The following is a 14,471-nucleotide window of genomic DNA, read 5'->3' as shown; positions in this document are numbered from 1 at the left end:
CATTCGTCGAATATTATTTTATAACTTTGTAGACTGAAATTTTTTAAGATGAAAAGAGTTGTCGTAGGACTTTCTGGAGGAGTAGATTCAAGTGTTACAGCCTATTTGCTAAAAGAGCAAGGCTATGATGTGATCGGATTATTTATGCGTAATTGGAACGATGCATCGGTAACGTTGGAAGATGAATGCCCATGGATAGAAGATAGTGCAGACGCTTTGTTGGTAGCTAAAAAATTAGATATTCCTTTTCAGGTAATTGATATGTCTGATTCGTACAAAGAACGTATTGTAGATTATATGTTCAATGAATACGAGCAAGGAAGAACACCAAATCCTGATGTGTTGTGTAACCGAGAAATTAAGTTCGATTTGTTTTTGAAAACAGCTTTAGAACTTGGTGCAGATTATGTAGCAACAGGGCATTATGCACGAAAAACTTCTACAATTGATGAAAATGGAAAAGAGATTTTTCAATTGTTAAAAGGTAACGATAACAATAAAGATCAATCGTATTTCTTGTGTCAATTGTCGCAAGATCAATTAAGCAAAGCATTATTCCCAATTGGAGATATAGAAAAACCAGAAGTAAGAAGAATTGCGCAAGAGCAAGGCTTGGTTACAGCGAATAAGAAAGATTCGCAAGGTTTATGTTTTATTGGAAAAGTTAGTTTACCTGAATTTTTGCAACAACAATTAAAACCAAAAGAAGGTGTAATTGTAGAAATAGCCAAAGATTGGAACGGATATAAAAGAGAAATTCCAACTTTTGAAAATAAATATGAAGCATTAGATTTCGAAGCAAAAGGTTTCTCATACAAACAAGAAGACGGAGATATTGTAGGTAAACATCAAGGCGCACATTATTTCACTCGCGGTCAACGAAAAGGATTGGGAGTTGGAGGAAAAGTAGAACCTTTGTTTATTATTGATACAGATGTAGAGACTAATGTTATTTACACAGGTCAAGGCGCTGATCATTCAGGTTTATTGAAGAAAGCATTGTTTATAAAAGAAGAGGAAGTACATTGGGTTCGCGAAGATTTAACTTTGAAAACCGACGAAACAATGGAAGTGATGGCGCGTATTCGTTACCGCCAACCTTTGCAAAGAGCAATTTTACACAAAGCTGAAAACGGAATGTATGTTGAATTTGAAAACCCTCAATCTGCAATCACAGAAGGTCAATTCTGTGCTTGGTATGTTGAAGACGAACTTTTAGGCTCTGGTGTAATTAATAATTAAAAAATATAAACATCATTATTATATTGAACGCTCAAGATTTTCTTGAGCGTTTTATGTTAATATCATTTATAAAAAAAAATCCTTTTACTTTTTGTTGCTTTGGTAAACCATCTTGAAATCTCATCTAAGCATGTGTTCCATCACAAAAAGACTAATTAAAAGATTGTCCACAACGGCAAATTGTTTATCGATTTCCCACTTCGTAATATTCGCCATTCGCACTTTTTAGCGGAATTCCTCCCCATAACGCATAAGGACCGCTCAAATCATTCGCAACATCTTCAATAATTCCAATAGAAGCTGAGGTGTTATCGTTTTCAATTGGTTGATTATTTTCATCCCAAACAATCAATCGTCCAGAAGGACAATGATGCGCCATTTCAATACTCAAATTAACAGAGTTGTGTGTGGAATCTTGGACTTGATTCCAAATACGTTTTCCATTATCACAAAATCGAGCAAAAGCACATAATTTCTCGTCATCAGTAAGTGAAATAACAGGTTCTTCTATAACTTCTGCAGTTAATAATTCGGGATTAAAAGTTGCTCTTTCAGTTAAATCAACATTATTTTCTGCTGCTTTTTTATGCGAACCATCACAATAAGGTTTGTGTTGAGATAATCCACAACGGCAAAGATAAGTTGTATCTTTTGCTTCAAATTTTTCTCCTTCTTGGTAATTGACAGAAATTCCTTGCTGATTTGGAATGATAAACTGCTGAACAATTTTAGGTTTTCCGTGCAAGATATAAGATCCATTTTCTGTGATTTCTATATAGATACCATCTGTATTTTGACTTGTTCCTATTTGAATATTTAACTTGTTTTGATCATCCATAATTGTAGATTTAGACTGATATTTACTACAATTTAAAAACTATTTTGGTTAGAATGAGTTTAAATTTTGTGCAGTAATTGACTATAATTTAATAGATAAAGGTTGTTGTTTTTACATAGGATTTAGAATGTTTTGATTACTTTTATTTGAAAATAATGATTATGCCAACAATTCAACTCAAACATACAGAAATTAAACATCACAATGCTTTGTTATATCATTTACCAGAAGATCAAATTTCTTTTACAGCCTTACCTAGCGAGACTTTTGAGCGTTTGAAATTACGCACAGATGGACATGCAAAACCAATTACAATTTTGTTAGATGATGAACCAATTGGTTTTTTTGTGTTAGACTATGGTGACGATAAATTGGAGATGACGAATAATACGAATTCGTTGTTGTTGCGTTCTTTATCAATAAACCCTGAGTTTCAAGGAAAAGGTTACGGAAAAATTTCGATGAGTTTGATGGATGATTTTGTAAAAGATAATTTTCCAACAATTGATGAATTGGTTTTAGCGGTTAATTTCAAAAATAAATCAGCATATGATTTGTATCTAAAAGTTGGTTATATAGATGATGGTTCTCAACGAGAATGGTTCAATGGAATGCAACATTTATTGAGAAAGAAAATTTAATTGTTAAACTTTATCCTTTTCCAAGCGACAACTTGCACACCTTCTGAATAATGCATTAAATCTGGTCTCGAATCGATGAAAAATAAATACCAGATTTTCCATTTTTTGTGAGATATGTTCTCAAATTAATTTCGTCAAAATCAGAAGTAGGAGAGAATGCAGGAAAAAAGCGAGGTCTAATTTTTTCCATCGTAAAAGCGACAAGCGAAACCCAAGCAGAATCATTTATTTCATCAATTTCTAGATTTTTTGGAACTAATTCTCTCAAAATTTTTTTGTCAATTTTGTAATGAAAAAATAAAGCTTTGTTCCATTCTTGATAATATTTCCACGATTTTGAAGGATATTGCCAAGCACGATGATTTGTTTCGGCTAAAATTTGTTTGATTGTATATTTCACTTAAAACCTTGTTAAACTTATGGTTGAAGGTACAAAATCTATTGCGAAATAAAGAAAATTGTAGTTACTTCGCATACCAATTTTTATCATATGAAAAACTTGTTTTATGTCTTCGTGATTAGTTTTTTAACGTCATGTGCAGCAATACATAATGTGCCAACTTCTCAGAATCCAAATAATTTTATTCAACCGAATACAACAAGTTCTTTTGTGGATCAAAACGGAAATTTTTATCCAGATAATTGGTTGAAATCATATGGTAAACCTCCTAAAAATGCAAGTCGTAGAGATTATTCGTTGATGAAAATTGCGACTGAAAGTAACTTCCAAAATCAATTAACTTCTTATGAAAGTTTGCGTTTGAAAAATATCGAAAAAAGAGTTAAAAATAAGAAACGTGTCATCATTTTTGTGCATGGAATTGACAATGATTATTTGTTTAGCCTAAAAAATTACAATAAAGCCAAAACTTATATGAATATTAATTCTTCGAATGATGAGGTAATTAATTTTTATTGGGATGGATTGGTAAACGAAAGTCTTTTTGGAGCAGCAAAAGTTTGGGTAAGTGCAACGACAAATAGCCAAATGGCGGGCGTTTTTGGACTTCGTAGAATTTTGAATGTCATTCATAACAAAGATGTTTATTTGATTTCGCATAGTCGTGGTGCATCGGTTGTTTTGAGTTCACTTGTGAATCCTTCGTTGCGTGAAAGTGAGATAAAACGTGCTGAAAATGCGCATCATGTCGATTTTACGAATGCAGAAACGTTGTTAGAAAATAATAATAAAATTTACAGTATTATGTTGGCGCCTGCAATTGGAAAAGTTGATTTTACGTTGGATAATAATCAATTAAAAACCTTTACACCTCAGTTAAAACGCATGCATATCACGATAAATGACACGGATTATGTGTTAGGAAAAGGGAAGATCGGGTTTTTATCACGAAGTTTGATTGCGACAGATTTTGGTTACAAAAAAGATTTGTTTGATGAACTTTCTAAAAATTATACGTTTTTAGAAGAAACTGATTTTTCAGGACAAAATTCACACGAATTTAGAGAATATATTACTAATCCGAAGTTTATTACTATTCTGAAAGAATTCAAGTTAGCGAAATAAAACGAAATACGAACTTCGAATCTCGCACTTCGAGATTCGCAAAATCATTTCTTAAATTCAATTACTTCTAAATTCTCGATTCTTCCTTTATTTAATTCAAAACGTAACATCGTACGAACTTTCTGAAAACCGTGTTTACCAACAGCGCCTGGATTCATATGAATTAAACCCAATTGTTTATCAGGCATCACTTTTAGAATGTGTGAATGTCCACAAATAAATAATTTCGGAGGATTTTCTGTGATTTCTTTTCGAATTGCAGGATTATATTTTCCTGGATAACCACCAATATGCGTAATCCAAACATCAACATCTTCCAACGAAAATCTGTTGTTGAGCGGGAATTCTGCGCGCGCTTTATTATCATCAATATTTCCATAAACAGCACGCAAAGGTTTTATTTCAGCCAATTTATCGGTTACAGAAATATCGCCAATATCTCCAGCATGCCAAATTTCGTCTGCTTGTTGTGCATATTCCAAAATTCTATCGTCGATATAAGAATGCGTGTCCGAAAGTAAAAGAATTTTCTTCAAAAGGTTGTATTTTTGTTGCTCAAATTTACAACAATTGCGATATTTTTTAGAATTAGCATACAACGGGAAAAATTATTTTGGTTATCAAATTCAACCCAATCAAATTTCGGTTCAAGAAGTTATTGAAGATAGATTGTCTAAAATCTTAAGAAAAGAAATTTCGATTGTCGGTGCAGGGCGCACAGATTCTGGTGTTCATGCGAAAAAGATGTTTATTCATTTTGATTATGAAGATGAATTATCGATTGATTTAATCAAAAAATTAAATTCTTTTTTACCAAAAGACATCGCTGCTTATCGTTTATTTTTGATGGATGATGAAGCGCATGCGCGTTTTGATGCGACTTCGCGTTCGTACAATTATTTTATTTCACCTTTCAAAGATCCTTTTGCGTTTGATAGCGCTTGGATTTTTAATAGAGAATTGAATATTGAAAAAATGAATGAAGCAGCAAAATTGTTAATTAAGCAAGGAGATTTCGGAAGTTTTGCTAAATTACATACCGATGTGAAAACAAATATTTGCGATGTAAGAGAGGCGTTTTGGCGCAAAAATGAAAACGGACAATTGATTTTTCAAATCACTGCCGATCGTTTTTTGCGAAATATGGTGCGCGCAATTGTTGGAACATTGGTTGAGGTTGGATTAGGAAGAATTTCTATCCACGATTTTGAAGAAATTATTGAACAAAAACAACGTTCATCGGCAGGAGCTTCGGCTCCAGCGCAAGGATTATATTTGGTAGATGTTCAATATCCAAAAGAATTATTTAAAAATGAGTTCAAATAACGAAAATACATCGTTTGATTTTAATGGATTAAAACGTGTTTTACAAATCGGGGCGCAAAGCAAAGTGATGTTTTGGTCGGTGGTTTTTGTAGCAGTTTTTAGTGCGTGTTTTTCTGTATATCGTCCGTATTTAACGGGAAATATCATCGATGATTATATTCAGACAAAAGATTTACCAGGACTTCAAATGCAAATCGTGAAACTATCTTTGGTATTAGTTTTCGAAGGAATTTTGTCCTTTTTTATGGTTTACTTAGCGAATGTTGTTGCACAGCGAGTTATCCGTTTGTTGCGCGTTCGTTTGTATAATCATTTAATCAAATTCAAACTTGGTTATTTCGATAAAACGCCAAATGGAGTTTTGGTAACGCGTTCAGTTTCTGATATTGAAACGATTGCAGAGGTTTTCAACGACGGAATTTTAGTGATGTTAGGCGATGTATTGAAAATCGTTTTCATCGTTTTTGTGATGTATTGGATGAACTGGGTTTTGGCAACGGTTGTGATTGTGATTCTTCCGTTGATGATGATTATTACACGATTATTCCAAAAAGCATTGAAAAATGTATACCAAGAAGAACGTACAATTGTGGCGAAATTAAATACGTTTGTGCAAGAACGATTAACAGGAATGAATATTATTCAGGTTTTTAATCGTCAGCAAGCAGAATATGACAAATTCGTTTCGATTAATAATGATTTAAAGAAAAACTATCTAAAAACAGTTTTCTATTTTTCATTAATGTTTCCTGTTGTCGATATTATTTCGGCTTTAGCAACGGGAAGTTTGATTTGGTTTGGAGGGCTTAGAACTGCTGTTTATGGAGATGTTTCTGTCGGAGATTTGATTGCTTTTACACAATATGTTACGTTGTTAACTGCTCCAATGCGTGCAATAGCAGAGCGTTTCAATACGATTCAGCGTGGTTTGGTAGGAGCGGATCGTGTGTTCAAAATTATTGATGATGATCAAACTTTACCAGATAATGGAACAATAAAATTAGATCATGTAAAAGGTAAAATCGATTTTGAAAATGTGAAGTTTTCTTATGTTCCGAATAATTTGGTTTTGAAAGGAATTTCTTTTTCGACAAAACCAGGTGAAAAAATTGCAATTGTAGGTGCCACAGGTGCAGGAAAATCTACTATAATTAATTTATTGAGTCGTTTTTATGACATAGATTCTGGAACAATTAAAATAGATGATGTAAATATTCATGATATGGAATTGAAGAATTTACGTCAACACGTTGCAGTTGTTTTGCAGGATGTTTTCTTGTTTAATACAACGATTTATGACAATATTGTTTTAGGTAATAAAGATATTTCGTTGGAAGAAGTACAAAATGCTGCGAAAATTATTGGAATTGATAATTTTATCATGTCATTACCAAAAGGCTATTACAGTGAGGTAAGCGAGCGTGGTTCGACACTTTCTGTAGGTCAACGTCAATTGATTTCATTTTTGAGAGCATATATTTATAATCCAGAGATTTTGGTGTTGGACGAGGCTACTTCTTCTATTGATACAGAGTCGGAAGAATTGATACAAAAAGCAACGGATAAGCTAACACAAGGTAGAACTTCTATCATTATTGCACATCGTTTGGCGACGATTCAAAATGCAGATAAAATTATTGTGATGGATAATGGAATGATTGTTGAGCAAGGTACACATAGCGAATTGTTGGCTCAGAAAGGTTATTATGCCAATTTATATGAAGTCCAATTCTCGAAAGAAAATTAAAAATTTAACAGAAATAAATCGTTAGATTTGTTTAACTTGAACAATCAATAATATTAACTTTAAAACTCTAATTAAAAATGAAAAAATTATTTTTAGCTGCTGCAGTATTAGGTGTAGTTTCTTTATCTTCTTGTAAATCTGAAAAAGAAAAAGTAGATGCAAAAGTAGAAAATACGCAAGAAAATGTAGCAAATACAGTAGAAGAGCAAGTAGAAGCTGGAAAAGAGACAATGGATAAAGTTGCTGATGTAGCAAAAGATTTACCAACTTTCTCTGATCCAAAAATTACTGAATTTGTTGGAAAATACAACAAATGGGCTGCTGACATGAAATTAGCTGCAACTGCTGGTGATGCAAATAAATTAGCTGAATTGACAAAACAATCAGTAGATTTTCAAAAAGAATTACAAGGTTTTACTCAAACTTTGAAACCAGAAGATGCTAAAAAATTACAAGATTGGACAGCTGAAATTCAGAAACAATTAAACAAATAATTAAATTTATATTTAATGATAAGCTCGAATTTATTCGGGCTTTTTTTATGGATTAAATTATGATTTAAGATATAGATTGATAATATAATAATGTATATCTTTATCACAAAAATTTATAGATATCAATTTTTATATATGACATTAGTACAATTACAATATGTGCTGGCAGTGGCTGAGCATAAGAACTTTACAATTGCTGCTGATAAATCCTTTGTAACTCAACCAACATTGAGTATGCAGATTCAGAAATTGGAAAAAGAATTGAATATTGATATTTTCGATAGAACATCGCATCCAATCAAAATCACTCAAATTGGAGAGAAAATTGTTGCGCAAGCAAAAACAATTTTAATGGAAGCTAACCGAATGAAACACTTGGTAAACGAAGAAAAAGGTTTGTTAGAAGGTGATTTCATTATTGGTGTTATTCCTACTGTTTTACCTTCTTTGGTACCATTATTTTATAAAACATTTCAGAAAAATAATCCGAAATCGAATCTTATTATCAAAGAATTGCAAACGGATAAAATTATAAAAGGAATAAAAGATGGTTGGTTGGATTTTGGTATTGTGGTTTCGCCACTTTTCGAAGATCAAATTATCGAAAAACCTCTTTATTATGAACCATTGGTGGCTTATGTACCAAACGGGCATCGCTTATCTGACAAAGATAAAATCAATGAAGATGATCTAAACACTTCTGATTTATTAATCTTGCAAGAAGGACATTGTTTCAGAAATAATGTGTTGGCTTTATGTGATACTTCTAATCTGAAAAATCGTCCGATTAAGTTAGATTCAGGAAGTTTTGAAGCCTTAGTTAAATTAGCAAATGATGGATATGGAATGACCTTGTTGCCTGCTTTGGTTGCAGATGATTTGCCACAAGAGTATAAGAAATTTGTTAAAAACTTTGAGTCGCCAGTTCCAACACGAGAAGTTTCGTTAATTTTTCATCAATCTCAATTAAGAGATTCTTTCGAGAAAGAATTAATCAATACAATTCAAAGTATTTTGAGAGGAAAAATATTCTTAGAAAAAGATCAAAAGTTAGATTCGAATATGGTTTCTTTACCAAAAAAATAATAAAAAACGACTCAAAATTTAATTTTGAGTCGTTTTTTTATGTCTTTAAATTTCCTTTAAGGAACTATTGTTGTAAATAAATACGTAGCAAAAAGTGTTAATAAAACAATTCCTTGCTGAATATTTGTTCGACCAGAATTTAATGATAAATAAACAGTGAATAAGGATAATACTAATAAGATAGATGATTTTGCATCTATTCCTAATGTTACTTCTAGTCCTGTAAAATAACATACGATTGCTACAGCAGGAATTGTTAATCCAATTGATGCTAAAGCAGAGCCTAAAGCCAAGTTAAGGCTTGTTTGTAAACGGTCTTGTTTTGCGGCTTTATATGCGGCTAAACCTTCTGGTAATAAGATAACTACGGCAATTATAATTCCCACCAATGATTTTGGAGCACCTAAATCCATCACAATTGTTTCGATGGTTGGCGATAATTTTTTTGATAATAAAACAACTGCACACAAAGCAACTAATAATAAAACTAAACTCGAGATTGTAGTCAATAAATTTGGTTTTTCGACATGTAATTCTGATGTCACATTATCTTTGCTAGTTTGCGGTAAGAAATAATCGCGATGACGAATGGTTTGGACAGAAATAAATCCGCCATATAAAATAAGAGAAATAATTGCGACAAAGATTAACTGGGAAGAAGAGAATTCACCTCCTTTTTCTGATGTCAAAAAATTTGGTAAAACCAAGGTCAATATAGATATTGCAACTAAAGTAATTAAAGCAGTTGAAACACCTTGTTTGATAAAGTTCTGTTCTCTATAACGAACTCCTCCAGCCAATAAACAGATTCCGATAATTCCGGTAAGAATAATCATTACAGCAGCAAAAACGGTATCTCTTGCCAAAACAGAAGGGAAGCCGGTAGGTTCGGACATCATCAACGAAACAATAAGTGAAACTTCTATAACTGTAATGGCCAATGCTAAAATAATTGTTCCAAAAGGCTCTCCAACTTTGTGTGCAACAACTTCTGCGTGATGTACAGCAGCTAATACAGCAAAAATTAATATGGCTCCTAAAACACTTGAAAGCCATATTTGTTCTTTAAAATTATCGGCAAGTCCTAATGAAATTATGGCAAGAATTGGGCAAATAATTGTCCAATATGGTAATGCTAAATTGAATTTTTTTGAAATAAAATTGTCTACGTGCATTCAATATATGGTTTTAGATTAAGTACAAAAATAATAAGTATTATTGATAATTAATATGTTTAATTATCATAATTATTAATAATCAAGGTGTTTTTTATGTTAAAATAAAACATTTAGCTAATGGTTGTCATAAGTTCACTGTCAATAAAAAATTAAATTTGCAAAATGTTAAACGTATCTGACGAAAAGTTGAAAAAATGGTTTAGCACATCATGTGTGTGGGAAACGATAAGTTGTACGCTCTTATTTTTGGTCGCAATGCCAATAAAATATCAATTTGATTATGTGCTGCCAATGCCATTTGCTGGTTGTTTTCACGGTTTTTGGTTTACAGCTTATTTGATTTTACTTTTTAGAGTCAGAAGAATATATAAATGGGACGACGAAGACTTTATCATTTATGTGATGTACGCATTTATTCCGTTTGCAACTTTAGCGGTACATAAAGTAATAAAAGAGGATAAAAATAATAGATAAATAAAAAAAACGGTTTCTTTTTGAAACCGTTTTTTAATACCCATATATTTTACGCCATTTAGCTACAGTATTTCGACTGATTTTAAACTTATCAGCAGTAAAAGTATTGGTGTAATTATTTTTTTGCTGAATTTTTAAAATCTCTAAAACAGAATTCAAATCATAAGATTTAATTTTTTGGTAGGTATTTTTTATTCAATTATGAATAGTGTTTTAGGGATATTGTATTCATTCAAAATTTCTTAAATTTTCTTTTTTTTCTTCAGTGTATAAATTCAATACAAAATCTATAATCTCTTTTGTATACACACTTTTGCGATAATTTGTTAAAACATAGCTTTTAGAGGATGTTGAAGTTGTGGCGTTTTTTCCAACAGGAGCAACTAAAATAATTTGCTGCGTATAAATTCTAAAAAAAATCATATTTCAACAACTTCGACCATTTAATAAATCGTCTGTTTGTATACTTTTACTTAAATATTGAGCATTAATTTCTTTTTCAGAATAAGTTTTAAAGAAACCTTTGATACGGGATATATCAATTACAAGTTCGTCGACTTTTTTGATTAAAGAGCCTATCTGAATATCTTTCATAGGTTAGTAGGTTTTGAGTAATCGTAAATATAGGAAATTGAAATCAGTTTTCCTATTAATTATCTCAAAAATAGAATGATTTTATGTACAAAAAGATCGTTTCGTTATATAGAATTTATTTTATAAATTTATGCGACTAAATTAAGTATAATGATTATTCAACCAAGAACAAGAGGTTTTATTTGCATTACGACTCATCCTGAGGGAACTGCAAAAAATGTTCACAATCAAATTGAGTACGTAAAATCAAAAAATATTTCAGCCGAAGGACCAAAAAAAGTATTGGTAATTGGAGCTTCGACAGGTTTTGGTCTGTCATCTCGTATTACAGCTGCTTTTGGATATAATGCTGCAACAATAGGTGTTTTCTTTGAAAAACCTGCTGCGCCAAGAAAACCGGGGACTGCGGGTTGGTACAACACAGCTGCTTTTGAAAAAGAAGCACACGAAGCTGGTTTGTATGCAAAAAGTATTAATGGAGATGCTTTTTCTGATGAGATTAAACAACAAACGATTGATTTAATCAAACAAGATTTAGGTCAAGTAGATTTAGTAGTTTACAGTTTAGCTTCGCCTCGTCGTACACACCCAAAAACAGGTGTTGCGTATTCATCAGTTCTTAAACCAATTGGTGAACCATTTACAAATAAAACAGTAGATTTTCATACAGCAGAAGTTACAGATATTACAATTGATCCGATTGAATCTCAAGAAGAAATTGATAATACAATTGCTGTAATGGGAGGTGAGGATTGGAAATTTTGGATGGAAGATTTGAAAGCTGCTGGTGTTTTAGCTGAAGGCGTAAAAACTGTTGCTTATTCATACATAGGGCCAGAATTGACGCATAGAATCTACAAAGATGGATCGATTGGTATGGCTAAAAACGATTTAGAAAAAACGGTTCCTGTTATCAACGAATTATTAGCTGATTTGAATGGTGTTTCTTACGTTTCTGTAAACAAAGCTTTGGTAACACAGTCTAGTTCTGCGATTCCAGTTGTGCCATTATATATTTCGTTATTGTACAAAGTAATGAAAGCAAAAGGAATTCACGAAGGAACAATAGAGCAAATGCAACGTTTGTTTGCAGAGCGCTTGTATACTGTAAATGGAGAAGTTCCTTTGGATGAAAATGGACGTATTCGTATCGATGATTTAGAAATGCGCGAAGATGTACAAAAAGAAGTAGATGATTTATGGAAAATTGTAACTTCTGAGAACATCAAAGAAATTTCTGATATCAAAGGTTATCATGATGAGTTCTTACAATTGTTTGGATTTAGTTTTGATGAAATCGATTATGATGCTGATACAAACGAATTGATTTCAGTTCCAAGTATTGCAGAATAAGAAGATCATTTCAATAATAAATACAAAACCTCGAAAATTATTTTCGAGGTTTTTTTTGTCTCAATAAAATAAGTCAAAAATAATTTTATTCGTATTTGTTTGATTTAGTTTTATTAAAAATATGATTTAATTTTTATGAATAATTTAAAGTTGCGTTTTAATATTAATTTCTAATTATATTATTCTTAAATTTTAAGTTTTCTTTTAGAGATATATCCAAAAAATATGAAATTTATTTTTCGAATCTTAAAATATATCCGAAACACTTTACATTTCATTAAGTTTTAACACATGTATTTTTATGTCAATTTGGAAAATTAAACCATTAGCGAAGTTAATAGAAGATTCGCAAGAAACAGAAGGTGGTTTAAAAAGATCTTTATCTTCGGGAGCTTTAGTTGCTTTGGGTATTGGCGCTATCATCGGTGCCGGATTATTTAGTTTAACAGGAATAGCAGCGGCAGATCATGCTGGTCCAGCAGTTACTTTATCGTTTGTTTTAGCCGCGGTTGGTTGTGCGTTTGCAGGTCTTTGTTATGCCGAATTTGCTTCGATGATTCCTGTTGCAGGAAGCGCTTACACGTATTCTTATGCAACAATGGGTGAGTTTATAGCTTGGATTATTGGTTGGGATTTGGTGTTAGAATATGCTTTGGCAGCGGCAACCGTAAGTGTGAGTTGGTCGGCATACGTCGATAAATTTTTACAAGGAATTAATATTCATTTACCTCAAGAATTATTGCATGCTCCAGCCGATGGAGGAATGGTTAATTTACCAGCAATATTTATTGTGTGTTTATTGTCTTTAGTACTTATTAGAGGGACGAAAGAGTCTGCTATTATCAATAATATTCTTGTTATTTTAAAAGTTACAGTTGTAATTGTTTTTATTGTTTTAGGATGGAGTCATATTAATCCTGAAAATCATATACCATTTATTCCTAAAAATATTCCAGGAACTCAATTTGGAGGAATGCCAGGGATTGCAGCAGGAGCAGCAGTCGTTTTCTTTGCTTTTGTTGGTTTTGATGCGGTTTCTACTGCAGCACAAGAAGCTAAGAATCCACAAAAAGGAATGCCAATAGGAATCTTGGGGTCATTGGTTATTTGTACCATATTGTATGTGTTATTTTCATGGGTAATGACAGGTTTGGTACCATACGAAATCTTTAAGGGAGATGCTTCTCCAGCAGCGACAGCTTTTGCGGTAACAGGTTATACATTTTTACAAAGTGTGTTGATTTTGGCAATTATTGCAGGCTATACGTCGGTTATATTAGTGATGTTATTAGGACAAAGTCGTGTGTTTTATAGCATGAGTAATGACGGATTGTTACCTTCTTTCTTTTCAGATGTTCACAAAAAATTTCGCACGCCTTGGAAAACTAATTTATTCTTTTTGGTATTTGTAAGCATTTTTGCAGGTTTTGTTCCAATCAAAGATTTAGGGCATATGGTAAGTATCGGAACTTTATTCGCTTTTACATTGGTGTTTATTGGAATAATTGTAATGCGCAAAAAAATGCCAAATGCTGAGCGTAAGTTTAAAGTTCCATTGGTTCCTCTAGTTCCAATTTTAGGAATTATTGTATGTGTTTATTTAATGACATCATTAACGATGGAAAGTTGGTGGCGACTTTTAATTTGGTTAGTGATCGGAATTTGTATTTACTTTTTCTACGGAAAACAACATAGTAAGGTTGATGGTTAGAAAATTATCATTTTGAGTTTTTTTTAGAAATCCTTTGTCTTTTAGATGAAGGATTTTTTGTGGTGATAAGAAACCTAAAAAAAAGTTTGAACAATGTTTAAGCTTTTCGTGGGCTGACAGGTTGATCTTGCTACCTTTATTTGGACATAAGAATTATGGATTAAGCTGTAAAAATTAACTTAGAAAAATGAAGAAAAAATTTTATAGTAAAGAGTTTAAAGATCGCGCCGTTCAACAGAGCTACTGTAATCTTCCCCTTGTT

General features: G+C 32.0%; 14 protein-coding genes. 10 read left to right on the top strand and 4 right to left on the bottom strand.

Annotated features, from left to right (window positions below; genetic code table 11):
- Positions 1–48: 48 nt before the first annotated feature.
- The gene (mnmA, locus tag B3792_RS08930; protein ID WP_219034556.1) at positions 49–1,242 is read left to right on the top strand and encodes a tRNA 2-thiouridine(34) synthase MnmA; all 1,194 of its coding nucleotides are present in this window, start codon (positions 49–51) and stop codon (positions 1,240–1,242) included.
- Positions 1,243–1,426: 184 nt separating this feature from the next.
- Here the strand turns inward: mnmA and B3792_RS08925 are convergent, their stop codons facing one another.
- The gene (locus B3792_RS08925; RefSeq protein WP_219034555.1) at positions 1,427–2,080 is read right to left on the bottom strand and encodes a CDGSH iron-sulfur domain-containing protein; all 654 of its coding nucleotides are present in this window, start codon (positions 2,078–2,080) and stop codon (positions 1,427–1,429) included.
- Positions 2,081–2,241: 161 nt separating this feature from the next.
- Here B3792_RS08925 and B3792_RS08920 point away from each other — a divergent pair, with 161 nt between their 5' ends.
- Positions 2,242–2,721, top strand: a complete 480-nt coding sequence (locus tag B3792_RS08920; protein WP_219034554.1) for a GNAT family N-acetyltransferase — start codon at positions 2,242–2,244, stop codon at positions 2,719–2,721.
- A gap of 55 nt (positions 2,722–2,776) precedes the next feature.
- Here the strand turns inward: B3792_RS08920 and B3792_RS08915 are convergent, their stop codons facing one another.
- Positions 2,777–3,121 carry a DUF2071 domain-containing protein gene (locus tag B3792_RS08915; protein ID WP_291069404.1) on the bottom strand — a complete coding sequence of 115 codons (345 nt, stop codon included), beginning with the start codon at positions 3,119–3,121 and terminating at the stop codon, positions 2,777–2,779.
- 90 nt (positions 3,122–3,211) lie between these two features.
- Between B3792_RS08915 and B3792_RS08910 the strand changes: the two genes are divergently transcribed.
- The gene (locus B3792_RS08910) at positions 3,212–4,246 is read left to right on the top strand and encodes an alpha/beta hydrolase (protein WP_180906016.1); all 1,035 of its coding nucleotides are present in this window, start codon (positions 3,212–3,214) and stop codon (positions 4,244–4,246) included.
- A gap of 44 nt (positions 4,247–4,290) precedes the next feature.
- On the opposite strand, the gene B3792_RS08905 is transcribed toward B3792_RS08910, so the two are convergent.
- On the bottom strand, positions 4,291–4,782 hold the full coding sequence (locus tag B3792_RS08905) for a metallophosphoesterase family protein (protein ID WP_180906017.1): 492 nt from the start codon (positions 4,780–4,782) through the stop codon (positions 4,291–4,293).
- 34 nt (positions 4,783–4,816) lie between these two features.
- On the opposite strand from B3792_RS08905, the gene truA reads away from it, so the two are divergent.
- From truA to B3792_RS08885, 4 genes are all read left to right on the top strand, one after another.
- Positions 4,817–5,572, top strand: a complete 756-nt coding sequence (truA, locus tag B3792_RS08900; RefSeq protein ID WP_180906018.1) for a tRNA pseudouridine(38-40) synthase TruA — start codon at positions 4,817–4,819, stop codon at positions 5,570–5,572.
- A complete protein-coding gene (locus B3792_RS08895) occupies positions 5,559–7,319 on the top strand; it encodes an ABC transporter ATP-binding protein (RefSeq protein ID WP_286479684.1) in 1,761 nt (586 codons plus the stop codon). Before truA ends, B3792_RS08895 begins: the two co-directional genes overlap by 14 nt.
- 77 nt (positions 7,320–7,396) lie before the next feature.
- A complete protein-coding gene (locus tag B3792_RS08890) occupies positions 7,397–7,813 on the top strand; it encodes a hypothetical protein (RefSeq protein ID WP_280062513.1) in 417 nt (138 codons plus the stop codon).
- A gap of 135 nt (positions 7,814–7,948) precedes the next feature.
- Positions 7,949–8,899, top strand: coding sequence for a LysR substrate-binding domain-containing protein (locus B3792_RS08885; RefSeq protein ID WP_291069400.1), 951 nt, complete (start codon positions 7,949–7,951; stop codon positions 8,897–8,899).
- 56 nt (positions 8,900–8,955) lie between these two features.
- On the opposite strand, the gene B3792_RS08880 is transcribed toward B3792_RS08885, so the two are convergent.
- On the bottom strand, positions 8,956–10,074 hold the full coding sequence (locus tag B3792_RS08880) for a calcium:proton antiporter (RefSeq protein ID WP_291069398.1): 1,119 nt from the start codon (positions 10,072–10,074) through the stop codon (positions 8,956–8,958).
- 165 nt (positions 10,075–10,239) lie between these two features.
- Between B3792_RS08880 and B3792_RS08875 the strand changes: the two genes are divergently transcribed.
- The 3 genes from B3792_RS08875 (at position 10,240) to B3792_RS08865 (ending at position 14,209) form a co-directional block, all read left to right on the top strand.
- Entirely contained in the window at positions 10,240–10,551 is a 312-nt protein-coding gene (locus tag B3792_RS08875; protein ID WP_038333915.1) for a DUF3817 domain-containing protein, read from the top strand.
- Between the two features lie 744 nt (positions 10,552–11,295).
- Positions 11,296–12,498, top strand: coding sequence for an enoyl-ACP reductase FabV (fabV, locus tag B3792_RS08870; protein WP_291069396.1), 1,203 nt, complete (start codon positions 11,296–11,298; stop codon positions 12,496–12,498).
- Between the two features lie 301 nt (positions 12,499–12,799).
- On the top strand, positions 12,800–14,209 hold the full coding sequence (locus B3792_RS08865; protein WP_291064835.1) for an amino acid permease: 1,410 nt from the start codon (positions 12,800–12,802) through the stop codon (positions 14,207–14,209).
- The last annotated feature ends 262 nt before the right edge of the window (positions 14,210–14,471 follow it).

Origin of the sequence: Empedobacter sp. UBA5924 (assembly GCF_002431085.1) — a bacterium.
Taxonomy (GTDB): Bacteria; Bacteroidota; Bacteroidia; order Flavobacteriales; family Weeksellaceae; genus Empedobacter; species Empedobacter falsenii_B.
This window is presented reverse-complemented; position numbering and strand designations above follow the sequence as displayed.

Bases quoted from the DNA above. Each gene is read 5' to 3' on its own strand.
- mnmA (WP_219034556.1), top strand. From the start codon at position 49: ATGAAAAGAGTTGTCGTAGGACTTTCTGGAGGAGTAGATTCAAGTGTT.
- B3792_RS08925 (WP_219034555.1), bottom strand. From the start codon at position 2,080: ATGGATGATCAAAACAAGTTAAATATTCAAATAGGAACAAGTCAAAAT.
- B3792_RS08920 (WP_219034554.1), top strand. From the start codon at position 2,242: ATGCCAACAATTCAACTCAAACATACAGAAATTAAACATCACAATGCT.
- B3792_RS08910 (WP_180906016.1), top strand. From the start codon at position 3,212: ATGAAAAACTTGTTTTATGTCTTCGTGATTAGTTTTTTAACGTCATGT.
- B3792_RS08895 (WP_286479684.1), top strand. From the start codon at position 5,559: ATGAGTTCAAATAACGAAAATACATCGTTTGATTTTAATGGATTAAAA.
- B3792_RS08890 (WP_280062513.1), top strand. From the start codon at position 7,397: ATGAAAAAATTATTTTTAGCTGCTGCAGTATTAGGTGTAGTTTCTTTA.
- B3792_RS08885 (WP_291069400.1), top strand. From the start codon at position 7,949: ATGACATTAGTACAATTACAATATGTGCTGGCAGTGGCTGAGCATAAG.
- B3792_RS08880 (WP_291069398.1), bottom strand. From the start codon at position 10,074: ATGCACGTAGACAATTTTATTTCAAAAAAATTCAATTTAGCATTACCA.
- B3792_RS08875 (WP_038333915.1), top strand. From the start codon at position 10,240: ATGTTAAACGTATCTGACGAAAAGTTGAAAAAATGGTTTAGCACATCA.
- fabV (WP_291069396.1), top strand. From the start codon at position 11,296: ATGATTATTCAACCAAGAACAAGAGGTTTTATTTGCATTACGACTCAT.
- B3792_RS08865 (WP_291064835.1), top strand. From the start codon at position 12,800: ATGTCAATTTGGAAAATTAAACCATTAGCGAAGTTAATAGAAGATTCG.